The sequence below is a fragment of the Streptomyces sp. NPDC091292 genome (assembly GCF_044757265.1).
In the GTDB taxonomy this organism is placed as follows: Bacteria; Actinomycetota; Actinomycetes; order Streptomycetales; family Streptomycetaceae; genus Streptomyces.
In genome coordinates, this window is record NZ_JBIVUQ010000001.1 from 1,442,172 (window position 1) to 1,466,999 (window position 24,828).

Consider the following 24,828-nt stretch of genomic DNA (forward strand, 5'->3'; position numbering starts at 1 on the left):
CGTGACATGGCGGAGGGCGGTATCCCCGGGGATACCGCCCTCCGCCATGTCACTGCCCGGTGTGTCAGTCCTCGCCGAGGTATGCCTTGCGGACGGATTCGTCGTGGAGGAGGTCTTGTCCTGTGCCGGAGAGGACGATTTTGCCGACTTCCATGACGTGTCCCTGGTCGGCGAGTGAGAGCGCTGCTTGGGCGTTCTGTTCGACGAGCAGGATGGTGGTGCCTTGTGCTTTGAGTTCGGTGATGGTCGCCATGATTTTCTGCATCATGATCGGTGAGAGGCCCATGGAGGGTTCGTCGAGCATGAGGAGTTTGGGTTGTGACATGAGGGCGCGGCCCATGGCGAGCATTTGTTGTTCGCCTCCGGAGAGGGTTCCGGCGGCTTGTTTCTGGCGTTCTCCGAGGATGGGGAACAGGTCGTAGGCGCGTTGGATGTCTTTTTGGATGCCGTCCTGGTCCTTGCGGAGGAACGCGCCGAGTTTGAGGTTTTCGGCGATGGTGAGGCGGGGGAAGATGCGGCGGCCTTCGGGGGAGTGGGCGAGGCCGAGGGAGACGATTTTGTGGGCGGGTGTGCCGGTGAGGGGTTTCCCGTCGAAGGTGATTTTGCCGCTGAGTGGCTTGAGGAGGCCGGAGAGGGTGCGGAGGGTGGTGGTTTTTCCGGCGCCGTTGGTGCCGATGAGGGTGACGACCTGGCCGGCCTCGACGGTGAAGGAGATGCCTTTGACGGCTTCGATTTTGCCGTAGGCGACTTTGAGGTCCTCGACCTGGAGGAGTGTGGTCACTGGTCGTCTCCTTCCGAGGGGCCGTCCGTGGGGTGGGGTGCCTTGGCGGGGGCGGCGTCCTGGACGGGGTTTTCGTCGTGATCGGCGGCGGCTTCGGCTGCTTGGACTTCTTCGATGGCGGGGTCTTCGGGTGCGCCTTCGAAGGGGGTGCCGAGGTAGGCGGCGATGACGCGTTCGTCGCTTTGGACGACGTCGCTGGTGCCTTCGACGAGTTTTTCGCCTTGGACGAGGCAGGCGACTCGGTCGCAGAGGTTGAAGATGAAGCGCATGTCGTGCTCGATGACGAGGACGGCGATGCCTTGTTCCCGGATGGCGAAGACGAGTTCTTCGGTGGCGCGGGTTTCTTGGGGGTTCATGCCGGCGGTGGGCTCGTCGAGGAGGAGGAGTCCGGGGTCGCTGGCGAGTGCGCGGGCGATTTCGAGCTTGCGTTGTTCGCCGTAGGGGAGGTTGCGGGCGAGGTGGTCTCGTTTGTGGGCGAGGCCGATGAAGGTGAGGAGTTCCATGGCGCGTTCTTCTGACGCGGCTTCGGCTTTGCGGAAGCCGGGGCCGCGGAGGAGTGCGGACCAGAGTCCTTCTTTGGTGCGGGTGTGGCGGCCGACGAGGACGTTCTCCAGGACGGTCATGTTGGAGAAGAGTCGGATGTTTTGGAAGGTGCGGGCGATGCCTGCCTGGGTGACGAGGTGGGGTTTGGGTGGCAGGACGGTGCCTTTGTAGGCGACTTGGCCTTCGGTGGGGATGTAGAGGCCGGTGAGGCAGTTGAAGAAGGTGGTTTTGCCGGCGCCGTTGGGGCCGATGAGTCCGACGATTTCGCCGCTGTTGACGGTGAAGTCGACGGAGCGTACGGCGGTGAGGCCGCCGAAGCGCATGGTGACGCCGGTGGCTTCGAGTACGGGGGTGCCGGTGGTGGTCGGGGTGGTGGTTGTCATGGTGGTTACGCCCCCGCCTTGGTGACGTCGACGGTGGGTGTGGCCGATTCGGGGCTGAGCCCTTGTTCGGGTACGTCGAGTTGCCCGGTTTCGTGGAATTCGAGTTGCTGGCGGCGGTTGGCGATGATGCCTTCGGGCCGGAAGCGCATGAGGAGGACGAGGGCGATGCCGAAGGCGAGGAGTGATTTGTCTTTGAGGAAGACGAGTTTTTCGGGGAGCAGGTAGAGGAGTGCGGCGCCGAGGAGGGGGCCGCTGACGGTGCCCATGCCGCCGAGGACGACGGCGGCGAGGAGGAACGCCGAGTTGGGTGGTGTGGAGCCCGCGAATTGGTAGGGGTTGGGTACGACGTTGTAGGTGACGTGGGCGCTGACGGTGCCGGCGAGTCCGGCGAGTGTGGCGCCGAGTGCGAAGGCGATGAGTTTGACGCGGAAGCCGTTGATGCCCATGGCGGTGGCGGCGGTTTCGTCTTCGCGGATGGCGACCCAGGCGCGGCCGATGCGGGAGTCGGATGCGCGGTTGTATACGAGGACGACGATGGCCATGATCAGCACCATCAGGAGGTAGTAGTTGGCGAATCGGCCGAGGGTGATGCCGGCGATGTCGTGGGATTCTCCGAGGTTGAAGCCGAAGAATTCCAGGTCGGGGATGGCGGGGATGCCGTTGGGGCCGTTGGTGATGTCGGGTCCGGAGTCGCCGTCCATGTTGTTGACGGCGATGCGGAAGATTTCTCCGAAGCCGAGGGTGACGATGGCGAGGTAGTCGCCGCGGAGCCTCAGGGTGGGGGCGCCGATGAGGACGCCGAAGATGAGGGATGCGGCGGCGCCGGTGAGGGCGGCGGCCCAGAAGGGGAATTGGACGCCGGCGAAGCGGGAGAATTCGGAGCCGGAGACGAGGGCTGCGGCGTAGGCGCCGACGCCGAGGAAGGCGACGTAGCCGAGGTCGAGGAGTCCGGCGAGGCCGACGACGATGTTGAGGCCGAGGGCGACGGTTCCGAAGATGAGGATGTTGACGCCGATGTTGGCGTAGTGGTCGTCGCTTTGGGTGAAGGGGAAGGCGATGGCCGCGATGAACCCCATGGCGAGGGTGAAGGCGCGGTTGTCGGCGGCGAGTCGGGAGAGGCGGTCGACGATGCCGGCGGTGATGAGGGCCCAGGCGGCGAAGACGACGACGATGAGGTATCCGATGAAGGTTTCGCCTTCTTCGGAGGGGGTGTCGATGCCGTAGGTGAAGATCACCAGGCCGATGACGGCGGTGAGGGTGATGACGGCGCGCTGGAGCCAGGGCCGCATTTCCTGCGGGGCGGGGAAGCGGTCGGGCTTCCTGATGAGGGTGCGCAGGGTTTCTTTTACGGGGTTGGTGCCGTCGCCGGGGGTGGTGCCGGTGTGCTGGGGGAGGGCGAGGGCGCCGATGACGGGGAGGAGGCTGGCGACGGCGGCGATGTATCCGCCGGGTTCGAGGTTGGCGACGCCGCCGAGTTTGGCGGCGATGGCGATGACGGTGAACCAGGTGGTGCCGAAGGCGCCGAGTGCGGCGAGGAAGAGGGGTGCGTCGGTGCCACCGGGGTTGACGCGGCGCAGGGCCGGGATGTCGTAGGCGGCGAGGCCGTAGAGGGTGGTGATGAGCCCGGCGATGAGGGTCATCCACTGGAGGCCGCCGGGGTAGCCGTAGACCGTGAGGTCGCCGGGGAAGTCGCTGGTCCAGGTCCAGGCGAGGAAGGCGGATACGGCGGTGGCGATGCCGCCGGCGACGGTGAGGGCGCGGGCGGTGGCCTGGGGGAGGGGGATGAGGGCGGTGGCCGTCGGGGTGGCCGTGTTCTTGGTGGTGGTCGTCATCGTGTTCACGCCCTGTCCGCGACGCGTTCGCCGAGCAGGCCTTGTGGCCTGAACAGCAGGACGAGGATGAGGAGGCAGAAGGCCCAGACGTTGGCCCAACTGGCGCCGCCGAGCTGCTGCATGCCGGGGATGCCGTCGATGTAGGCGCTGGCGAGGGTTTCGGAGAGGCCGAGGACGATGCCGCCGAGCATGGCGCCGTAGATGTTGCCGATGCCGCCGAGTACGGCGGCGGTGAATGCCTTGAGGCCCATGAGGAAGCCCATGCGGTATTCGACGTGGCCGTATTTGAAGCCGTAGGCGACGGCGGCGACGGCGGCGAAGAAGCCGCCGATGGCAAAGGCGATGACGATGATGCGGTTGGTGTCGATGCCCATGAGCTGTGCGGTGTCGGGGTCCTGGGCGGTGGCCTGCATGGCGCGTCCGGTGCGGCTGCGGCGGACGAACAGGGCGAGTGAGGTCATGCAGAGGGCGGCTGCGCCGAGGAGGAAGATGTCGGCGTTGCTGATGGTGAGGGAGCCGATGTCGTAGGAGCCGCTGCCGAGTTCGGGGAAGACGCGGGGCTTGTCGGCCTTGGGGTAGAAGTTGCGTACGACTTCCTGGAGCGCCAGGGAGAGGCCGATGGCGGTGATGAGGGGGGCCAGGCGTGGGCCGCCGCGTAGTGGTCGATAGGCGAACCGTTCCGCCCCGACGGCGAAGAGGACGGCGATGAGGCCGCCTCCTATGAGCATCAGGGGGAGGGCGGTCCAGATCGATATTCCGGATGGCAGCACGTACGCGTACACGGTGAGGGCACCGAAGCCGCCGGTCATGAAGATTTCGCCGTGGGCGAAGTTGATCAGCTGGACGATGCCGTACACCATCGTGTATCCGATGGCGATCAGCCCGTACATCGAGCCGAGGAGCAGCCCGTTGGCCAGCTGCTGCGGCAGGGTGTTCACCGCATGGCCTCCATTGTCGCTGGAAGTGAATGCAAGGGTGGGGGTAACAGGTGGGCCGCGCGGTTGGGGTCTGCCTTCCGCGCGGCCCTGGTGTGGTGCTGGTGTGGTGCGGGTGTGCTGGTGGTGTCAGCCGGTGTAGGTGCCGGTCTTGACGGCCTCCCACTTGCCGCTCTTGACCTGGTAGACGGTGAGCTGCTTGTTGCCGGTGTCGCCGAACTCGTCGAAGGAGACCTTGCCGGTGATGCCTTCGAAGTCGCTCTTGCCGACCTCTTCGACGACCTTGGAGCGGAGGTCGTCGCCGGTGGGGAGCTTGTCGCCGTTGGCGGCCTTGGCGGCCTTCACGGCGTTGATGATGGCGGTGGCGGCGTCGTAGGAGTAGCCGCCGTAGGTGCCGTAGTCGCCCTTGTAGCCCTTGGCCTTGTAGGTGGCGATGAATTCCTTGGCGGCGGGCAGGGTGTCGACGGGGACGCCGACGGAGGTGACGAGGTCGCCTTCGGCGGTGGCGCCGGCGGTCTCGATGTAGGTCGGGGTGAACATGCCGTCGCCGCCGAACAGCGGGATCTTGACGCCGGCTTCCTTGAGCTGCTTGGTGATGAGCTGCGACTCGTCGTACTGGCCGCCGTAGTAGACGATGTCGGCCTTGGCGGCCTTGATCTTGGTGACGAGGGAGCCGAAGTCCTTGTCGCCGGTGTTGACGTGGTCGGTGCCGACGGCCTTGCCGCCGAGGCTGGTGAACTGCTCCTTGAAGATCTTGGCGAGGCCGGCGCCGTAGGTCTGCTTGTCGTCGACGACGAAGACGTTCTTCTTCTTGAGGCCGTTGAAGGCGTAGTCGGCCGCGAAGCCGCCCTGGAGGGCGTCGGTGGTGGCGGTGCGGAAGTACGTCTTGTACGGGCGCTTCTTGTCCGTCTGCCAGTTCTTGCCCTGGGTCAGCTCGGGGTTCGTGTTGGACGGCGAGATCTCGACCAGGTTGGCGGATTCGAAGACCTGCTGCATGGACTGGGCGACGCCGGAGTTCAGCGGGCCGACGACGCCGACGACGCTCTTGTCGCCGACGAGGGCGGTGGCGTTCTGCTGCCCGGTGGCGGGCTGTGCCTTGTCGTCGAGGGCCAGGAGCTTGAACTTGACGCCCGGCACGGTGTTCTTTTTGTTGGCGTCGTCGACGGCGATCTGGGCGCCGTACTGGATGCCGAGGCCGGTGGCGGAGTTCTCGCCGGAGAGGGGGGCGTCGACGCCGATGGTCAGCGTGGTGGTGTCGCCGTCGCCGCTGCCGCTCTTGCCGCTGTCGTCACGGGAGCCACACGCGGTGAGGGTCAGGGCTCCGGTGGTGAGAACGGAGGTAAGGATCAGCAAAGAACGCTGTCGCACAATCAGTCCTTTCCGCTGGCGGGGCCTTCTCTGCTGAGTCGGCCGCCTGCCGCGCTGGTACCGAACTCCCGATGGAGCGGTGACTGGCGGTGACTCTAAGCCTGGTCCTTGGCCTTAGGCAGTGATGCTGGCGTGCTTGTGACTCTCTTGTTATGACGGGGCGGAATTTGAGGTTCCGTAAAGGGGAGTGTCGGCTGGTCTGGTGCTTTGCCTCCGCCGTCCACATTCTGAAAACCCCCACCTCCGCTTGGCCGTCGGGCGGGGTCCGGAGTTCTTGGAATCGGAGGCCGTACGAAGCGGCTGGGAAAGATCACGGAGGCGGGTGCCGGCGGAGATCGGCCGGGGGCGGCCGTATTGCGCGCGTGTTACGTAGCGTTACCGCGACCGACGGAAGAAGGGAAGATCGGCATTCAGCCGTAGTTCCGAGGAATCAGCCACTTATGTCCGCTCAGCGATACACCGAGTTGTCCGGCTGTCCCCGGCAAAAGGCCTTTTCGGGAGGGTCGCGAACGGAAGTCCGGAGAATCCGGAATCAATGGGCTTGAGGGGAGTATGGGGTTGCTGGGGCTGGGGCTGGGGCTGGGGCTGGGGCTGGGGCTGGGGCTGGGGCTGGGGGTATGGGTATGGGCTTGGGCGGTGCGGCTGCCGGGTGGGGGCTGCCGCACCCGCCGCCTCAGCGTGGGGCGTCGCCCGGGGAGACCTCGCGCAGCAGGCACGTCAGCCGCGCGCTGCACACCCGCTTGCCGTCCTCGTCGCTGATCACGATGTCGTACGTGGCCGTGGAGCGGCCCTGGTGGACGGGTGTGGCGACGCCGGTGACCAGGCCGGACTTGGCGGCGCGGTGGTGGGTGCAGTTGAGGTCGACGCCGACGGCGAGTTTGCCGACGCCGCCGTGCAGCATCGAGCCGACCGAGCCGAGGGTCTCGGCGAGCACCGCGGACGCTCCGCCGTGCAGCAGCCCGTAGGGCTGGGTGTTGCCCTCGACGGGCATGGTGCCGACGACGCGGTCCGCCGACGCCTCCTTGATCTGGATACCCATCCGGCTGCCGAGATGGCCGGCGGAGAACAGGGCGGCCAGGTCGACGCCGAGCGCCGCGTACTCGTCGATGACCTCTTGCGGGAACTTCACGGTGTGCTGCTCGCCCATGGGGCAGGCTCCGTTCGTCGTCGTAAGGCGTTACGGCGTTACGTGCCGTGTGCACCCTGTGTGCAGCCTGTTCTTATCAGGTCGACTGAGCGAACGCTTAGGCGGTGCCGGTTTGTTCCCGCCGCTCAGGCCGTGGCGGTCTGTTCCAGCCGGACGACGACGGACTTGCTCGCGGGCGTGTTGCTGGTGTCGGCGGTCGCGTCCAGCGGCACCAGCACATTCGTCTCCGGGTAGTACGCGGCGGCGCACCCGCGCGCGGTGGGGTAGTGCACGACGCGGAACCCGGGTGCCCGCCGCTCCACACCGTCCTCCCACTCACTCACCAGATCGGTGTACGAGCCGTCGGCGATGCCCAGTTCCCGCGCGTCGTCGGGGTTGACCAGGACGACGCGGCGGCCGTTCTTGATGCCCCGGTAGCGGTCGTCGAGACCGTAGATCGTGGTGTTGTACTGGTCGTGCGAGCGCAGGGTCTGGAGCAGCAGCCGGCCGGCGGGCAGCTTCGGGTACTCGACGGGCGCGGCGGTGAAGTTGGCCTTGCCGGTCGCGGTGGGGAAGCGTCGTTCGTCGCGCGGGGCGTGCGGCAGGGCGAAGCCCCCGGGGTGCGCCACGCGCGCGTTGAAGTCGTCGAAACCGGGGATCACGCGCGCGATGCGGTCGCGTACGGTCGCGTAGTCCTTCTCGAAGTCCTCCCACGGGGTGTCGCTGTCGGGCCCGAGCACGGCGCGGGCGAGGCGGCACACGATCGCCGGTTCGGACAGCAGGTGGGGACTTGCGGGCTCCAGGCGCCCGCGTGACGCGTGCACCATGCCCATGGAGTCCTCCACGGTCACGAACTGTTCCGTGCTTTTCCCTTCCGGGCCGACCTGGAGGTCACGCTCGGTGCGGCCGAGTGTGGGCAGGATCAGCGCGCGTGCCCCGGTCACGGCGTGCGAACGGTTCAGCTTGGTCGACACGTGGACGGTGAGGCGGGCGCGCCGCATCGCCGCCTCGGTGACCTCGGTGTCGGGTGACGCGGACACGAAGTTGCCGCCCATCGCGAAGAACACCTTCGCCTCGCCGTCGCGCAGCGCGCGGATGGCCCGGACGACGTCGTAGCCGTGCTCGCGCGGGGGAGCGAACCCGAACTCCTTCTCCAGGGCGTCCAGGAACGCGGGTGCGGGGCGTTCGAAGATGCCCATGGTGCGGTCGCCCTGCACGTTCGAGTGGCCGCGTACCGGGCACACGCCGGCGCCGGGACGGCCGATGTTGCCGCGCAGCAGCAGGAAGTTGACGACTTCCCGGATCGTCGGCACCGCGTGCTTGTGCTGTGTCAGGCCCATCGCCCAGCAGACGACCGTGCGCCGGGAGGCGAGCACCATGCGCAGCGCCTCCTCGATGGCCGGGCGTTCCAGACCGGTCGCCGTGAGGGTGTCGTCCCAGTCGGCGGCGCGCGCGGCGGCCACGAACTCCTCGTACCCGTGGGTGTGTTCGCGGACGAAGTCCTCGTCGACTCCGTGATCCGCCTCCAGGATCAGCTTGTTGAGGAGTCGGAACAGGGCCTGGTCGCCGCCGAGGCGGATCTGCAGGAACAGGTCGTTGAGCGGGGCGCCTTTGAGGAGGCCCTTGGGGGTCTGCGGGTTCTTGAACTTCTCCAGGCCCGCCTCGGGCAGCGGATTCACGGAGATGATCTTCGCGCCGTTCGCCTTGGCCTTCTCCAGCGCGGACAGCATGCGGGGGTGGTTGGTGCCCGGGTTCTGTCCGGCGACGATGATCAGGTCGGCCTGGTACAGGTCCTCCAGGAGGACGCTGCCCTTGCCGATGCCGATGGTCTCCGTGAGCGCGGAGCCCGACGACTCGTGGCACATGTTGGAGCAGTCCGGCAGGTTGTTGGTGCCCCACTCGCGCGCGAACAGTTGGTACAGGAACGCGGCTTCGTTGCTGGTGCGGCCCGAGGTGTAGAAGACGGACTCGTCCGGCGAGTCGAGCGCGGCCAACTCCTCGGCGATGATCGCGAAGGCCCGCTCCCAGGTCACCGGTTCGTAGCGATCGGCGCCGTCGGGCAGGTACATGGGGTGCGTGAGGCGGCCCTGCTGGCCCAGCCAGTACCCGCTGCGGGTCGCCAGGTCCGTCACGGGGTGCGCCGCGAAGAAGTCGGGGGTGACCCGGCGCAGCGTCGCTTCCTCGGCGACCGCCTTCGCGCCGTTCTCGCAGAACTCGGCCGCGTGCCGGTGGTCGGGCTCGGGCCAGGCGCAGCCGGGGCAGTCGAAGCCGTCCTTCTGGTTGACGCGGAGCAGCGTCAACGCGGTGCGCCGGATACCCATCTGCTGCTGGGCCATGCGCAGGGTGTGACCGATCGCGGGCAGTCCCGCCGCGGCGTGCTGGACGGCGCTGACCTGCGGTGCGTCCTGCACCGGATCACTCTGGGGAGGCTTGCTGGCCATCTCTGCTCCTCTTCGAGCACGCGCTTCGGGGTACTCGGCCGAGTCTCCCATGTGCCTCTGACACCGATCCGGTTCCCCTGCGATGCCGGTTCGACAAGGGTGGACGCCGGTCCGGCAAGGGTGGACACCGGTCCGGTACGGGCCCGGGGCGGGGCCGGTTGTCAGTGGGGCGTGGCAGGATCGGGGACGTGGCAGAGAAAGCATCGAAGAAGACGGTCAGCCCGGCGAATCCGGCCGGTCCGGCGCAGACGACGGCGGGCGGCGACCGGCCGCGCCTGCTCCTCATGGACGGGCACTCGCTCGCGTATCGCGCGTTCTTCGCGCTGCCCGCGGAGAATTTCACGACCGCGACGGGCCAGCCGACGAACGCGATCTACGGCTTCGCGTCGATGCTCGCGAACACCCTGCGTGACGAGGCGCCCACGCACTTCGCGGTCGCGTTCGACGTCTCCCGCAAGACCTGGCGCTCCGAGGAGTTCACGGAGTACAAGGCGAACCGCTCGAAGACCCCCGACGAGTTCAAGGGCCAGGTCGAGCTGATCGGTGAGCTGCTGGACGCGATGCACGCGGTGCGGTTCGCGATCGACGGCTTCGAGGCGGACGACGTGATCGCGACCCTCGCGACGCAGGCCGAGGCCGCGGGTTTCGAGGTGCTGATCGTCACCGGAGACCGGGACGCGTTCCAGCTGGTCAGCGAGCACACCACTGTCCTGTATCCGACGAAGGGTGTCTCCGAGCTGACCCGGTTCACGCCGGAGAAGGTTCAGGAGAAGTACGGTCTGTCGCCCCAGCAGTACCCCGACTTCGCGGCGCTGCGCGGTGACCCGTCCGACAATCTGCCGGGTATTCCGGGGGTCGGTGAGAAGACCGCCGCGAAATGGATCAACCAGTTCGGGTCGTTCGCCGAGTTGGTCGAGCGGGTCGAGGAGGTCAAGGGGAAGGCCGGGCAGAATCTCCGCGATCACCTGGACGCGGTGCGGCTCAACCGTCGGCTGACCGAGATGGTGCGCGACGTCGAGCTGCCGAAGGCGGTCGCCGACCTGGAGCGTGCTCCCTATGACCGCAAGGGCGTCGCCCTGGTCCTGGACACCTTGGAGATCCGTAACCCGTCGCTGCGGGAGCGGCTGCTCGCCGTCGACCCGGGCGCCGAGGCCGAGACTCCGGCGCAGCCCGAGGCGGGCGTCGAGGTCGACGGCACGGTGCTGGGCACCGGCGAGGTCGCGCCCTGGCTGGGGGAGCACGGCGGTGAGGTCCTGGGCCTGGCCGCCGTGGACTCGTGGTCGCTCGGGACCGGTTCGGTCACCGAGGTGGCGCTGGCCGGGGCGGACGGGACCGCCGCCTGGTTCGACCCGGCGCAGCTCGACGAGGACGACGAGACGGCGTTCGCCGCCTGGATCGCCGACCCCGCGAAGCCGAAGATCATGCACAACGCCAAGGGCGTCATGCGGGTGTTCGCCGAGCACGGCTGGCGCGTCGAGGGCGTCACCATGGACACCGCGCTCGCCGCGTATCTCGTCAAGCCGGGCCGCCGCTCCTTCGCGCTGGACGCCCTGTCGCTGGAGTATCTCGGCCGGGAGCTGGAGCCCGCGTCGGCCGCCGACGGTCAGCTCGCGTTCGGCGCGGACGACCAGGCCGAGGCCGATGCGCTGATGGTGCAGGCCCGCGCGATCCTCGACCTCGGCGAAGCGTTCGAGAGCCGCATCGCCGAGGTCGGCGCGGCCGACCTTCTGCGGGATGTCGAGCTGCCCACGTCGGCGCTGCTCGCCCGGATGGAGCGGCACGGCATCGCGGCCGACCGCGCCCATCTGGAGGCGATGGAGCAGATGTTCGCGGGCGCCGTGCAGCAGGCGGTGAAGGAGGCGCACGCGTCCGTGGGGCACGAGTTCAACCTCGGCTCGCCCAAGCAGCTCCAGGAAGTGTTCTTCGGCGAGCTGGACCTGCCCAAGACGAAGAAGACCAAGACCGGTTACACGACGGACGCGGACGCCCTCGCCTGGCTCGCGACCCAGACCGACCACGAACTGCCCGTGATCATGCTGCGCCACCGGGAGCAGGCGAAGCTGCGGGTCACCGTCGAGGGTCTGATCAAGACGGTCGCGGCGGACGGCCGTATCCACACCACGTTCAACCAGACCGTGGCCGCGACGGGCCGCCTGTCCTCCACCGACCCGAACCTGCAGAACATCCCCGTCCGTACCGACGAGGGCCGCGCGATCCGCCGCGGGTTCGTCGTCGGCGAGGGCTTCGAGTCGCTGATGACGGCGGACTACAGCCAGATCGAGCTGCGCGTGATGGCCCACCTCTCCGAGGACGAGGGCCTGCTTGAGGCGTTCACCTCCGGCGAGGATCTGCACACCACCGTCGCGTCCCAGGTCTTCGGTGTCACCCGCTCCGGCGTCGACGCGGAGATGCGCCGCAAGATCAAGGCCATGTCCTACGGCCTGGCGTACGGTCTGTCGGCGTTCGGCCTCTCGCAGCAGCTGAACATCGAGGCGGCGGAGGCCCGCGGCCTGATGGACACCTACTTCGAGCGCTTCGGAGGTGTACGGGACTATCTGCGCCGTGTCGTCGACGAGGCCCGCGCGACCGGGTACACAGAGACCCTTTTCGGCCGCCGCCGCTATCTGCCCGACCTCAACAGCGACAACCGTCAGCGCCGCGAAATGGCCGAGCGGATGGCGCTGAACGCCCCCATCCAGGGCACCGCCGCCGACATCGTCAAGATCGCCATGCTGAACGTCGACCGTGCCCTCACCGAGGCCGGCCTCACCTCCCGCATGCTGCTCCAGGTCCACGACGAAGTAGTCCTGGAGATCGCCCCCGGTGAGCGTAAGAAGGTCGAATCCCTGGTCCGCACGCATATGGCCGACGCCGTGCAGTTGCGGGCACCGCTGGATGTGTCGGTGGGCGTGGGGGACGACTGGGAATCGGCGGCGCATTAGTCGGCGTGGTGGGCCGGCGCAGTAGGTGGGTGGGGAAGCGGGTTGTCTGGGGCGGGGCGCTTGAGGTGCAGGGCGCTTGAGGTGCGGGGCCGGGTGTGGACGGCTTGAGGCGCGGGGCGCCGGTCGGTCTTGTCCGTACGGGCCCGGTGAAGCCTGCTGACCTGGGGGTTCTTCCCGTACGAGAGTCCGTTTCGCGGTTGGCGGGCTACTGGGTGGGGCCCGAACGGGCACCCATGGTTGCCCTTGACGGTCACCCGCTTGGACCCCGCCCCCGGGCCACCCCCGTGGCGCCCCGCGAGGATGCCTGGCATGGGTCACATGCTGCGCGCACGGCTCGACGGGGGCGTCGCCGGTGTGCTCGTGGTCGTCCTCGCGCCGATATCCCGGGTCGGTGCCGCCGCCGAGCGCCTGCGCCGTGCCGCCCGGGAACGGGAGTACGCCGTCCGGATGTCCCCCGACATCCGGGCGGCGCTGTCGTTCCGGCCCCGCATCCGGCACCGAGGACCCGGCGGACCGTTCTGCCCCGATGTCAGCGTGCGCCGCGAGCACCCCGAAGACGATCCGATCGTCGTCTCAGCGCTCCGCCGCGCCCTCACCCGGGCCGCCTCTTTGCGCCATTTCCGGTAACCGGAGCCCGAACCACCGCGCCCCTGAGGGGCTTTGGCCCTGACTTCCGGGTCCTCGCCGGTCCCCTTTCCCACCAGCCCGTTCCCGCCGAACGACTGGCTCGTGGACAACCGGTGAATATCGGGCACGAACAACTGTCTGCGCGGGGGAAGTTGCCGTAGGGTCGCCTGGGTCGGAGCGCTGGGGAGCGCGCGGCACGGACGTCAACTACGGAGGGGTCCACGGAATGGCGGCGCAATTCGGCAGGAGGCTGCGCAGAGGGGCGGTAACCACGGCGGTGGCCGCGGCAGCGGTCGCGGCACTGGCCGCGTCCCAGGCTCCGGGGGTGAACGACGCGGGCGGCGGTCAGCGGACGTCCGGGTCCGAACCCTCGGCCGACGGCACCGCCGACGGTGGTGGATCCGCCACCGGCGACTCCCCCTATTACACCGAGCTGCCCCCGCTCAACAGCCCCACCGCACCGCCCACCATCGGTGACCCCGTCAGCCGCGGTCCTGCGGAAGCGGGTATCCCGGCCACGGTCCTCGACGCGTACAAGAAGGCCGAGGAATCCCTCCGCGCCTCCAAGCCGGGCTGCAACCTGCCCTGGCAACTCCTCGCCGCGATCGGCAAGGTCGAGTCCGGCCATGCCAGGGGCGGTCGCGTCGACGCTGACGGCACCACCACCTCCCCGATCCTGGGCCCCGTACTCGACGGCAACGGCTTCGCCCTGATCACCGACACCGACAACGGTGTCTACGACGGCGACAGCGTCCACGACCGCGCGGTCGGCCCCATGCAGTTCATCCCCTCCACCTGGGGCCAGGGCGGCCCCGACGGGAAGGGCTGGGGCGCCGACGGCAACGGCGACGGCAAGCGGGACCCCAACAACATCTACGACGCGGCCCTCGCCGCCGGCCGTTATCTCTGCGCCGGCGACCGCGACTTGGCGGTCACCTCCGACCTCCGCGCGGCCATCCTCAGCTACAACCGTTCGACGGACTATCTGAACACCGTGCTGTCGTGGCTGGAGTACTACCGCCGCGGCACCCACGAGGTCCCGGACGGCACGGGCACCGTGCCCCGCGATCGCAGCGACGGCACGTCATCCGGCTCCGGGTCTTCGCCCGACCCGGGCGAGTCCCCGAAGATGCCGCCGTCGGGCAAGCCGAAGGATCCGGTCAATGAGCCGACCAAGCCGCCCGGCAGCGGCGGCCCCGGCACGCCGACGAATCCGCCCACCACTCCGCCCACGGGCACGGACTCGGTGGCGAGCCTCCAGGACGCGGACACCGGCACCCTCACGGCGACCGCCGGTGACGCCTTCGCCGCGCAGGTCAAGGCCCGCGCCCAGACCAGGACCGGCACGCCCGTACCGAAGGTCCGGATCCGCTTCACCCTCGTCGGTGACACGGACACCACCTTCACCGGCGGCGAGAAGGTCGCCACGGTCGTCACCGGCGCCGGCGGCATCGCCACCGCGCCCGCTCTCCAGGCCGGCGAGAAGACCGGCGGCTTCACCGTCCGCGCCACCGTCGTCGGCCGCACCGTCCAGGGCCTCGACTTCGCGGCGACCGTCACCGCCCGCGAGGCCGACGCCCTCGCCCGGACCAGTGACACGGCACTGAGCTGCGCCCCGGGCGGCACGTTCGCCGACGACGTCGAGGTCAAGGCCACCTACCAGGGCGCCCCGGCCGACCGCGTCGCCGCGACCGCCACCCTCGTCAAGGCGGCCGACGACGCCACCGAGAACGACAAGGGCCCCTACTTCGAGGGTGCCGACGGCCAGCCCGTCCGCACCCTTACGGGCCTGACGACCGACGCCGACGGACTCCTCAAGCTCCCCAAGCTCTACGCCGACGACACCACCGGCACCTTCCTGCTCCGTATCACCACCACCGGCGGAGCCGCCCTCACCGTCGAACTGAAGGTCGAGGCACCTCCCGCCGCCTGACATCCCCGGCACGGCCCCCGCACCGGGGGCCTCCGCCCGCCACCAGCGACAGGCGTCACCGGCGCCCCTCCGCCCCACTCCACGGGCCGAGGGGCGCCGCTGTGTGTGCGACGTGTTCTCATCTCGCCCCTCCATTGCTACGGTGCCCCAGCCCTGACGCAGCATCAGATTCTTGTCGCACCGGGAGGCCCAGCCATGCGCGCCCTCATCGCCGCAGCCATCGGCCTCTCGGTCGCCCTCGCCCTGGTCCTGACCGTCTCGGCCGTCGGCGCACCACCCGGCGAGACCTCACCCAAACCCCTGCTCACCACCGTCCCCGCACATCCGTAACCGGTAAGGGAGGCCGTCGCGATGCGCCGAAAGGCCAGCCTGATCCTGCTCGCCCTCGCCGTGTTCTTCACGGCCCTGTCCCCGCTGCTGCGCTGGTACGCCTTCCCCCGGCTCGCGAAGATCCCGCCCAGCCAGTATCAGGACATGGTCCTGGAGGCGAAGCCCGCGACCCTTCTCGACTACGGCACGATGCAGGCCAAGCAGGTCGACAAGATCACCATCGTGCAGACCCTCAAGGGCAACGTCGAGGAGGCGCAGAAGATCGGCAAGAGCGCCGGACGCGACGTCGTCGTCTGGGACTCCCTCTCCTATGTCCAGGGCCCCGACGGCGAGATGGTCTCCAAGATCCCCGAGCGCTACATCTTCGACGCCCACAGCCAGGAACCCGTCCACGCGACCGGTGAGATGGTCGACGGCGACCCCGTCAAACGCCAGGGCATCGAGTTCAAATGGCCCTTCCTCACCGAGAAACGGGACTACGAGTACTTCGACGCCCAGACCCGCACCACCGCCCCCATCCACTACAAGGGCACCCAGAACTTCCGCGGCCTGGACGTCTACTACTTCGAGCAGACCATCCCCTGGACCAAGGTCAGCATGCCCAAGGTCATGCCGGTCGAGGGCATCACCCCCGAATCCGTGGCCAAGACCGGCACCACCCGCTGGTACACGACCGTCCGCAAATTCTGGGTCGAACCCGTCACCGGCGCGCCTGTCTACGGCGAGGAGATCCACCGGGAGGAGCTGCGCGGTGGCACCCTCCTCGGCGACCGCGACAAGGTCACCGCCTTCTCCGGACACGTCAAGATGCGCGAGGACTACATCAAGTACACGGTGGACCTCGTCAAGTCCCAGCGGGTCCTTGTCGTGCTGCTCACCTCCTATCTTCCGTGGGGATTCCTCGGACTCGGCGCCGCCCTGCTCACCCTGTCGCTCGTCCTGGAGGCCCGCAGCCGCCGCCCCGGCGACCCGGCCCCCACGGGCGACCCGGAACCGGCGCCTCAACCCGTCAACGTCTGAGCCGCGCCTTCGTGTGCCGCGTGGGCTCCGCCGTCGCCGGGTCCTCGGGCCAGGGATGCTTCGGATACCGTCCCCGCAACTCCGCCCGCACCGCCCGGTACCCGTCCCGCCAGAACGACGCCAGGTCGGCCGTCACCGCCGCCGGCCGCCCCGCAGGCGACAGCAGGTGCACCAGCAGCGGCACCCCTGCGACCTCCGGGGTCTCCGCGAGCCCGAACATCTCCTGCAACTTCACGGCCAGCAACGGCCGTTCCGGATCGGCGTAGTCCACCCGGATCCGGGATCCGCTGGGCACCTCCATCCGCTCCGGCGCCAACGCGTCCAGCCGCGCCGCCTCACCGGTCGCCCACGGCAGCAACCGCGTCAACGCCTGCCCCGCGTCGATCCGCTCCAACTGCGCCCGGTTCCGTGCCCGGCTCAACTCCGGCTCCAGCCATTCCCCGGCCCGGCCCAGCAGCGCCTCGTCCGCCACGTCGGGCCAGGCGCCGCCCAGCCGCCGGTGCAGAAAGGCCAGCCGCTGCCGCAGTACCTCACCGTCCCGGCTCCACCGCAGCACCCCCAGCCCTTCCCGGCGCAACCCGTCCAGCAGCGCCTCCCGAACCAGCCCGGGATCGGGGTTGCGCAGCGGGCGCACCGCCAACTCGACGGCCCCGAGCCGCTCGACGCGCCGCGCTACCAGGTCACCGTCCACCCAGGCCACCTCCTCACCCTCCCCGTGCAGCGGGGCCGCCGCCCGGCGGGCCACGTCCTCACCGATCACCGCCCCCAGCCGTACCCGCGCATGTCCCGCACCGACCGGCCGGTCCGCGACGGCCACGGCCAGCCACGGCGTGCCCCGCAACGTCGAACCGTCCGCCAGCTCCGCACGCGTACCCGACACCATCTGGTACCCGCCCTCGCCCCGGTCCCGCGCGACCCGCTCGGGGAAGGCGAGCGCCGCGACCAGCCCGGCGGCGTGGTCCTGACCGTCCTGGCCCCGGATGCCGGTCGGCGCCGGGGCCCGCTCGCCCGGCGAGGCGGGTTCCGGGGCCCCGCCCCGATCCGGCGGGGTACCACGGTCCGCCGGGGTTTCCAGGGCCGATGTCAGCCGCCGTACCTCCGCACCCCACCGCGCCCCGTACGCGTCGCCTCCGCGCCGTGCCGCCCGCCACGCCCCGGCGAGATCGTCGCCGTACTCGCGCGGCGGCTCCTCGCTGAGCAGCGCCACCACCTCGGCCGCCCGCCGCACGCCGATCTCCCGGGAGCCGTCGAGCAGGGCCCGGCCGAGCCGGGGATGCAGTCCGAGCCGCGCCATCCGCGTACCGCGCGCTGTCGGCCGCCCCGATGCGGTGTCGACCGCGCCGATCGCCGTGAGCACCGATCGCGCCGCCGCCATCGCCCCGGCGGGCGGCGGATCGAGCAGGGCGAGACCGGAGGCGTCCGGATCTCCCCAGCACGCCGTCTGCAACGCGAACGGCGTGAGATCAGCGAGTTTGATCTCCGGCGCGGGGAATCGGGGCAGCCTGCCGTTCTCCGCCTCCGTCCAGCACCGGTACACCGCACCCGGCGCCTCCCGCCCCGCCCGGCCCGCACGCTGACGACCCGCCGCCTGCGACGCCCGCACCGTCGTCAGCGCCCCGAGTCCCCGCGCGTGGTCGACCCTGGGTTCCCGCGCGAGCCCCGAGTCGACGACGATCCGCACCCCCGGCACCGTCAGACTCGACTCCGCGACCGATGTCGCGAGGACCACCCGCCGCCCCGAGCCTCCCGCGAGCACCGCGTCCTGCACCGCCGCCGGCGCCCGGCCGTGCACCTGAAGCACCTCGACGTCCCCCAGCCCGCCCAACTGCCCCGCCACCCGGGCGATTTCCCCTACTCCGGGCAGAAAGCACAGCACGTCCCCGGGCCGCTCGGCGAGGGCCCGGCGCACCACCGACGCGACATGCGTGAGCAACGCCGGATCGACCCGCATGCCGTGCGGCGGCCGTACCGCGCGCGGAGGTGGCGCCCACACCACGTCCACCGGATACGTGGTGCCCTCCGCCTCCACCACGGGCGCCCCGCCGAGCAGCCGGGCCCAGCCCTCCGCGTCGGTCGTCGCCGATGCCGCCAGCAGCCGCAGCTCGGGCCGCAGCGCCGCCCGTACGTCCAGGAGGAACGCCGCGACCGTGTCCGCGTCGAGATGCCGCTCATGGCACTCGTCGAGCATCACGGCATCGACCCCGGACAGCTCCTGGTCCCGCTGGAGGCGCTGGAGGAGGACACCGGTCGTGACGACCTCCACACGGGTTCTCCGGCCGACGGACCTCTCGCCGCGCACCGTGAACCCCACGCTCTCGCCGACCCGCTCACCCAACAGCCAGGCCATACGGCGCGCCGCTGCCCGCGCCGCAATCCGCCGCGGCTCGGCGACGACCACCCGCCCGGCACCTATGGCCGTGTCCCCGAGCAGCCCCGCCAGCACCAAGGGCACCAGCGTCGTCTTGCCCGTGCCCGGCGGAGCGCACAGCACGGCGGTGCCGTGGGCGTCCAGGGCCGCGAGCAGGCCGGGTACGGCGGTGCGTACCGGGAGGCGGTCGAGTGCGTCGGTTCGGATCATGCGTTCAGTCTGGGCCTCGGCGGCGGACGCCGTGTCGGGTTGTCCACAGGCACGCCCTGGCAGTCAGTTTGTATGACTGATCCCGGGCTGTTTCCGAGGCTGTTCACCAGCCGTGGCCGGGCCGTGGCCGGGCCGCTCCCGGGGGCTACTCCCGCTCACAGACGAAGATCGCAGTCCCCGGGATCAGATGACCCCGCAGCGGCGACCAGCCGCCCCACTCCTGGCTGTTCCAGGCCGGCCACTCCGGTTCCACCAGGTCCAGCAGACGGAAGCCACCCGCGACGACGTCCCGAACCCGGTCGCCGATCGTCCTGTGGTGCTCGACGTACACCGCGCCGCCCCGCTCGTCCTGCTCCACATACGGCGTGCGGTCGAAGTAGGAGGCCGCCACCGACAGGCCCTCCGGACCCGGCTCGTCCGGGAACGCCCAGCGGATCGGGTGCGTCACCGAGAACACGAAGCGCCCGCCGGGCCGCAGTACCCTGTGCACCTCCCGCAGGACCCGCACCGGATCCGCCACGAACGGCAGCGCACCGTACGCCGAACACGCCAGGTCGAACGAGCCGTCGGCGAACGGCAGCGCCCCCGCGTCCGCCTCCACCAGTGGCACCCCCTCGGCGCCGATCCTCAGCGCGTGCTGCAACTGGCGGTGCGAGAGGTCCAGGGCGACGGGCCGCGCGCCCTGCGCGGCGAGCCAGCGCGAACACTGCGCCGCGCCCGCGCCGATCTCCAGAACCGCCCGACCCGCGAGACCCCCCGCCGGACCGAGCAGACCCGCGTCGGCCTCGTCGAGCCCCTCGGGGCCCCACACGAAACGGTCGTCGCCGAGGAACGCGCCGTGATCGCTCTGGTACTCGTCCGCGTTCCGGTCCCACCAGCCGCGGTTCGCACGGCTGCTCTCGGTGCCCGAAGCGGTACGCCGGGTGGCCTCCGGCTCGGGCAGCTCGCGCTCTTGGATGATCGGCTCCCTCGTCGTACTCTTCCGTCGAAAACCACAGCGGGACCACACAGCGGAACGCAGCGGGACCGTGGCAGAACCGCGGCACAACCGCCGCGGGGCGTCGCGCCGGAGCGCGCTGCGGCCCGTGTGGCCTCATACAACAGTTCTTGTGCCGGGTATGGGGCGATCCGCCCCGGGTGTGCGCCTTCGCGCATTGACCCTGCCCTGCGGCCCCCGTATGCTACAAGTTGCGCTGCGAGCCTGCGCTCCTCAGACCTAGCAGGCTGCGCTCGCATCTGTTGTATGTCCCCTCGGTTGTCGAGGCGCGTTCCGTTCTCCCGTTGAGGGAGGGGCCGGGAATCGCGCTTCTTGAGCTGTCCGGCTTCATCAGAGCGACACGGGCTCCCGGCGTAGCAGTACCTACGACTTCAATGTCCGTACCGGAGCCCTTTCCCACATGACGAGCAGCACCGAGACCACCGCCACCACCCCGCAGGTAGCGGTCAACGACATCGGTAACGAGGAAGCTTTCCTCGCCGCGATCGACGAGACGATCAAGTACTTCAACGACGGCGACATCGTCGACGGCGTCATCGTGAAGGTCGACCGGGACGAGGTCCTGCTCGACATCGGTTACAAGACCGAAGGCGTCATCCCCTCCCGCGAGCTTTCGATCAAGCACGACGTCGACCCCAATGAGGTCGTCGCCGTTGGCGATGAGATCGAGGCCCTGGTTCTCCAGAAGGAGGACAAGGAAGGCCGTCTCATCCTGTCCAAGAAGCGTGCGCAGTACGAGCGCGCGTGGGGCACGATCGAGAAGATCAAGGAAGAGGACGGCATCGTCACCGGTACCGTCATCGAGGTCGTCAAGGGTGGTCTCATCCTCGACATCGGCCTCCGTGGCTTCCTCCCGGCCTCCCTGGTCGAGATGCGCCGCGTCCGCGACCTCCAGCCCTACGTGGGCAAGGAGCTTGAGGCGAAGATCATCGAGCTGGACAAGAACCGCAACAATGTGGTCCTGTCCCGCCGTGCCTGGCTGGAGCAGACCCAGTCCGAGGTCCGCCAGACGTTCCTCACCACCCTCCAGAAGGGGCAGGTCCGCTCCGGCGTCGTGTCCTCCATCGTCAACTTCGGTGCCTTCGTGGACCTGGGTGGCGTCGACGGCCTGGTGCACGTCTCCGAGCTGTCCTGGAAGCACATCGACCACCCCTCCGAGGTTGTCGAGGTCGGCCAGGAAGTCACCGTCGAGGTCCTCGACGTCGACATGGACCGCGAGCGTGTCTCCCTGTCGCTCAAGGCGACGCAGGAAGACCCGTGGCAGCAGTTCGCCCGGACGCACCAGATCGGTCAGGTCGTCCCCGGCAAGGTCACCAAGCTCGTTCCGTTCGGTGCGTTCGTCCGCGTCGACGAGGGCATCGAGGGTCTGGTGCACATCTCCGAGCTGGCCGAGCGCCACGTGGAGATCCCGGAGCAGGTCGTCCAGGTCAACGACGAGATCTTCGTCAAGGTCATCGACATCGACCTGGAGCGTCGCCGCATCAGCCTCTCGCTGAAGCAGGCCAACGAGTCCTTCGGTGCCGACCCGGCCTCGGTCGAGTTCGACCCGACGCTGTACGGCATGGCCGCGTCGTACGACGACCAGGGGAACTACATCTACCCCGAGGGCTTCGACCCCGAGACCAACGACTGGCTCGAAGGCTACGAGACCCAGCGCGAGGCGTGGGAGCACCAGTACGCCGAGGCGCAGACCCGCTTCGAGCAGCACCAGGCGCAGGTCATCAAGTCCCGCGAGGCCGACGCCCAGGCGGCGGCCGAGGGCGGCGACACGGCGGGTGCGGCTCCGGCCGCGTCCGGCGGTGGCTCGTACTCCTCGGAGTCCGCGGACAACTCCGGCGCCCTGGCGTCGGACGAGGCCCTGGCCGCGCTGCGCGAGAAGCTGGCCGGCGGCCAGAGCTGATCGCTCACCGCTAGACAGCGGCACAGCAGCACGTAGACGAGTGCCCGCACCCTTCGGGGGTGCGGGCACTCGTTGCTGTGTGCGGGGATGGCTACGGCGTCACGGTGATGTTCGTCAGGCCCTTGCCGCCCGACACCGTGTTGCTGCTGTAGACCGTGGTCTTGCAGCTGGAGCTGTAGTTGGTGACGTTGAACGCGAGCTGGTGGGCGCCGTTGGAGCCGCTCAGGTTCGACGTGTTGCCGCGGAAGACCGTGCCGCAGCCCCAACCGGACTGCTGCGTGTGGGTCTCGTAGCCGTTGTTGGTGGTGTTCTTGCCGGTGTTGTTCTCCACGACGACGTTGTTGCCCTTCACGTCGACCCAGGAGTCGTCGTAGTTGGCGCCCGTGAGGCCGTTGCCGTCGAAGGTGTTGCCGGAGATCTTCGCGCCGGTCGTGCCTTCCTTGATGTCGATGTTCTCGCCGCCGACGTCCGGGCCGATCGTGTTGTTGAGGATTTGCACGCGGTCGCTCTTGTCGGACAGAGTGTTCGCCGAGCCGACATAGACGCCCTCACCCATGCCACGCCCGTCGTTCCCCGTGTCGTAGATACGGGAGTTCTTGATGATGCCGTCGGGGCTGGAGTTGCGGAAGTGCACGCCTTCCATGTCGAGCCCGTGCACCGTGACGTTGTCCACGACGACCCCCTTGGCGGAGTCGATCATGATGCCCTTCTGGCCGCCGGTGACGGTCACACCCTGGACCGTCCAGTACGAGGCGCCGTTGAGGTGCAGACCGTAGCCGCCACTCGCCGTCAGGATGGCCTTGGACGAGCCCTTGAGCGTGATCTTGGCGTCCGAGCGCGCCACGATCGTGGTCTTGAAGTTGCCTGTGTACGTGCCGTCCGCGAGCTGGATGGTGTCGCCGGGCGCCGCGGAGGTGAGCGCGGTCTTTAGTTGGGCGGCGGTGGTCACATTGATGACCGCGGCGGCGGCATCGGGGGCGGCCACGGCTGTCGAGGCGCCCAGGCCGCACAAGGCGATGACCGCTGTTATCGCGGCTGCGGTCGGGGTGAGCAGTGTTCGGGTGCGCATGCGGATCAGCCTTCCCGTAGGCGTACGCTGCATTCTGGTATATGAACTCTGGGCGTATTGCTGAACACCCAGTGCCCCGGGACGGTAGAGGGACTGCATGTCCGCGTCAAGGTCTGGACCAAAAACGGAGACAGAGAGATTCAGGAACGTGAACAAGGAGAAGTGAGGGGTGAGTGCCGGGTGAGAGTCGGATGTGAGGGGCGCCGGACGGGAATGCTCGTGTCCTGGGGCGCGTTCTGAATGGTGGACACGAGGAGGAGCGGTCACAGTGCTAGATCCGCAGGGTTTGTACGTATGGGAGCCGAAGGGCCTGGCTGTCGTCGACATGGCACTGGCCCAGGAATCGGCCGGACTGGTCATGCTCTACCACTTCGACGGCTACATCGACGCGGGTGAGACCGGCGACCAGATCGTCGACCGGTTGCTCGACTCGCTGCCTCACCAGGTCGTGGCCCGCTTCGACCACGACCGGCTCGTCGACTACCGCGCGCGACGCCCCCTGTTGACGTTCCGGCGCGACCGCTGGACGGACTACGAGGTGCCCACGCTGGAGGTCAGGCTCGTCCAGGACGCTACTGGCGCGCCCTTCCTGCTGCTGTCCGGGCCCGAGCCGGACGTGGAGTGGGAGCGCTTCGCCGTCGCCGTACAGCAGATCGTCGAACGCCTTGGTGTGCGACTCTCCGTCAACTTCCACGGCATCCCGATGGGCGTCCCGCACACCCGCCCGGTGGGTCTCACCCCGCACGGCAACCGCACCGACCTGGTGCCGGGACACACCAGCCCCTTCGACGAGGCACAGGTCCCCGGAAGCGCCGAGTCGCTGGTCGAGTACCGCCTCATGGAGGCCGGCCACGACATCCTGGGCGTCGCCGCGCACGTGCCGCACTACATCGCCCGTTCGCCCTACCCGGACGCGGCGCTGACGGTCCTGGAGGCCATCACCGCGGGTACGGGCCTGGTCCTGCCGGGCGTCGCGCACGCGCTGCGCACCGAGGCGTACCGCACGCAGATGGAGATCGACCGGCAGATCCAGGAGGGCGACGAGGAACTGGTCGCGCTGGTCCAGGGACTTGAGCACCAGTTCGACGCCGCCGCCGGGGCCGAGACCCGGGGCAACATGCTCGCCGAGCCCACCGACATCCCCTCGGCCGACGAGATCGGTCAGGAGTTCGAGCGATTCCTTGCGGAGCGCGAAGGCGACGGCTGAGGAGTGGTGGGTGACGGGTCGCGGGTGACGGGTGACGCGCGGGTGACGGGTGACGGGTGACGGGTGACGGGTGACGGGTGACGGGTGACGGGTGAGGCTGTTGTCCCTGAACCGCAAAGGACACTTGGTGCCGCACGCCCTAAGCTGCGGGTCATGCTGAAAGTGGGCCTGACCGGGGGCATCGGAGCCGGCAAGAGCGAGGTGTCGCGTCTCCTCGTGGAGCGTGGCGCCGTCCTGATCGACGCGGACCGGATCGCACGCGAGGTGGTCGCACCGGGAACTCCCGGACTCGCCACGATCGTTGAAGCCTTCGGCGAGGACGTGCTCGCCGAGGACGGTTCGCTCGACCGGCCCGCACTGGGCGCGATCGTCTTCGCCGACGCCGACAAGCTGACGAAGCTCAACTCGATCGTGCACCCTCTGGTCGGCGCCCGCTCCGCCGAACTGGAAGAGGACGCCCCCGAGGACGCCGTAGTCGTCTTCGACGTCCCCCTGCTCACCGAGAACGGCCTGTCGGGACTGTATGACCTGGTGATCGTCGTGGACGTGGACCCGGCGACCCAACTGGACAGGCTGACCCGGCTGCGCGGCATGACCGAAGAGGACGCCCGCGCGCGGATGGCCGCACAGGCGACCCGCGACGAACGGCTGGCCATCGCGGACATCGTCATCGACAACGACCTGTCGCTGCCCGAGTTGGAGACCCGGGTGCGGGAGGTCTGGGCGGACCTCACCACGCGCGCGAGGGCGTGACCGCGGAGCCGCCGCGACAGTAAGGGTGGGCTGGGGCGGGCAGGATGAGGGAGGGGCGGGGAG

General features: G+C 69.2%; 18 protein-coding genes. 8 read left to right on the forward strand and 10 right to left on the reverse strand.

Annotation, left to right across the window (positions count from 1 at the left end; genetic code table 11):
- Positions 1-64: 64 nt before the first annotated feature.
- From ACIQNU_RS07000 to ACIQNU_RS07030, 7 genes are all read right to left on the reverse strand, one after another.
- Positions 65-781 carry an ABC transporter ATP-binding protein gene (locus ACIQNU_RS07000; protein ID WP_401361719.1) on the reverse strand — a complete coding sequence of 239 codons (717 nt, stop codon included), beginning with the start codon at positions 779-781 and terminating at the stop codon, positions 65-67.
- A complete protein-coding gene (locus ACIQNU_RS07005) occupies positions 778-1,707 on the reverse strand; it encodes an ABC transporter ATP-binding protein (RefSeq protein WP_401361722.1) in 930 nt (309 codons plus the stop codon). The genes ACIQNU_RS07000 and ACIQNU_RS07005 overlap by 4 nt, the downstream gene beginning before the upstream one ends.
- A 5-nt stretch (positions 1,708-1,712) precedes the next feature.
- The gene (locus ACIQNU_RS07010; protein ID WP_401361724.1) at positions 1,713-3,539 is read right to left on the reverse strand and encodes a branched-chain amino acid ABC transporter permease; all 1,827 of its coding nucleotides are present in this window, start codon (positions 3,537-3,539) and stop codon (positions 1,713-1,715) included.
- Between the two features lie 5 nt (positions 3,540-3,544).
- Positions 3,545-4,477 (reverse strand): branched-chain amino acid ABC transporter permease, encoded by a 933-nt coding sequence (locus ACIQNU_RS07015; RefSeq protein ID WP_401361726.1) that lies wholly within the window; start codon positions 4,475-4,477, stop codon positions 3,545-3,547.
- Positions 4,478-4,603: 126 nt separating this feature from the next.
- A complete protein-coding gene (locus ACIQNU_RS07020) occupies positions 4,604-5,827 on the reverse strand; it encodes an ABC transporter substrate-binding protein (protein ID WP_401362521.1) in 1,224 nt (407 codons plus the stop codon).
- 688 nt (positions 5,828-6,515) lie between these two features.
- Complete coding sequence (locus ACIQNU_RS07025; protein WP_401361728.1) at positions 6,516-6,989, reverse strand: PaaI family thioesterase; 474 nt, start codon at positions 6,987-6,989, stop codon at positions 6,516-6,518.
- Positions 6,990-7,114: 125 nt separating this feature from the next.
- Positions 7,115-9,409: an FdhF/YdeP family oxidoreductase gene (locus tag ACIQNU_RS07030; RefSeq protein ID WP_401361731.1), complete on the reverse strand. Its 2,295-nt coding sequence runs from the start codon at positions 9,407-9,409 to the stop codon at positions 7,115-7,117.
- A gap of 188 nt (positions 9,410-9,597) precedes the next feature.
- On the opposite strand from ACIQNU_RS07030, the gene polA reads away from it, so the two are divergent.
- The 5 genes from polA to ACIQNU_RS07055 all read left to right on the forward strand — a co-directional run bounded on the left by polA (position 9,598) and on the right by ACIQNU_RS07055 (position 16,261).
- The gene (gene polA, locus ACIQNU_RS07035; RefSeq protein WP_401361733.1) at positions 9,598-12,351 is read left to right on the forward strand and encodes a DNA polymerase I; all 2,754 of its coding nucleotides are present in this window, start codon (positions 9,598-9,600) and stop codon (positions 12,349-12,351) included.
- 309 nt (positions 12,352-12,660) lie between these two features.
- Positions 12,661-12,978 carry a hypothetical protein gene (locus ACIQNU_RS07040; RefSeq protein WP_401361736.1) on the forward strand — a complete coding sequence of 106 codons (318 nt, stop codon included), beginning with the start codon at positions 12,661-12,663 and terminating at the stop codon, positions 12,976-12,978.
- 226 nt (positions 12,979-13,204) lie between these two features.
- The gene (locus ACIQNU_RS07045; protein WP_401361739.1) at positions 13,205-14,911 is read left to right on the forward strand and encodes a lytic transglycosylase; all 1,707 of its coding nucleotides are present in this window, start codon (positions 13,205-13,207) and stop codon (positions 14,909-14,911) included.
- A gap of 195 nt (positions 14,912-15,106) precedes the next feature.
- Positions 15,107-15,241: an SPW_0924 family protein gene (locus ACIQNU_RS07050; protein ID WP_401361742.1), complete on the forward strand. Its 135-nt coding sequence runs from the start codon at positions 15,107-15,109 to the stop codon at positions 15,239-15,241.
- Between the two features lie 21 nt (positions 15,242-15,262).
- The gene (locus tag ACIQNU_RS07055) at positions 15,263-16,261 is read left to right on the forward strand and encodes a DUF3068 domain-containing protein (protein WP_401361745.1); all 999 of its coding nucleotides are present in this window, start codon (positions 15,263-15,265) and stop codon (positions 16,259-16,261) included.
- Here ACIQNU_RS07055 and hrpB read toward each other — a convergent pair.
- Both hrpB and ACIQNU_RS07065 read right to left on the reverse strand, forming a co-directional pair.
- Positions 16,251-18,839 (reverse strand): ATP-dependent helicase HrpB, encoded by a 2,589-nt coding sequence (hrpB, locus tag ACIQNU_RS07060; protein WP_401361748.1) that lies wholly within the window; start codon positions 18,837-18,839, stop codon positions 16,251-16,253. The two genes, ACIQNU_RS07055 and hrpB, sit on opposite strands and share 11 nt — an antisense overlap.
- A gap of 145 nt (positions 18,840-18,984) precedes the next feature.
- Positions 18,985-19,800: a class I SAM-dependent methyltransferase gene (locus ACIQNU_RS07065; RefSeq protein WP_401362524.1), complete on the reverse strand. Its 816-nt coding sequence runs from the start codon at positions 19,798-19,800 to the stop codon at positions 18,985-18,987.
- Positions 19,801-20,236: 436 nt separating this feature from the next.
- Between ACIQNU_RS07065 and rpsA the strand changes: the two genes are divergently transcribed.
- Complete coding sequence (gene rpsA, locus ACIQNU_RS07070) at positions 20,237-21,736, forward strand: 30S ribosomal protein S1 (protein WP_401361751.1); 1,500 nt, start codon at positions 20,237-20,239, stop codon at positions 21,734-21,736.
- A gap of 91 nt (positions 21,737-21,827) precedes the next feature.
- Here the strand turns inward: rpsA and ACIQNU_RS07075 are convergent, their stop codons facing one another.
- Entirely contained in the window at positions 21,828-22,805 is a 978-nt protein-coding gene (locus ACIQNU_RS07075) for a right-handed parallel beta-helix repeat-containing protein (protein WP_401361754.1), read from the reverse strand.
- Positions 22,806-23,073: 268 nt separating this feature from the next.
- On the opposite strand from ACIQNU_RS07075, the gene ACIQNU_RS07080 reads away from it, so the two are divergent.
- A complete protein-coding gene (locus tag ACIQNU_RS07080) occupies positions 23,074-24,012 on the forward strand; it encodes a PAC2 family protein (protein WP_401361757.1) in 939 nt (312 codons plus the stop codon).
- A gap of 153 nt (positions 24,013-24,165) precedes the next feature.
- Complete coding sequence (gene coaE / locus ACIQNU_RS07085; protein ID WP_401361759.1) at positions 24,166-24,765, forward strand: dephospho-CoA kinase; 600 nt, start codon at positions 24,166-24,168, stop codon at positions 24,763-24,765.
- Positions 24,766-24,828 lie beyond the last annotated feature (63 nt).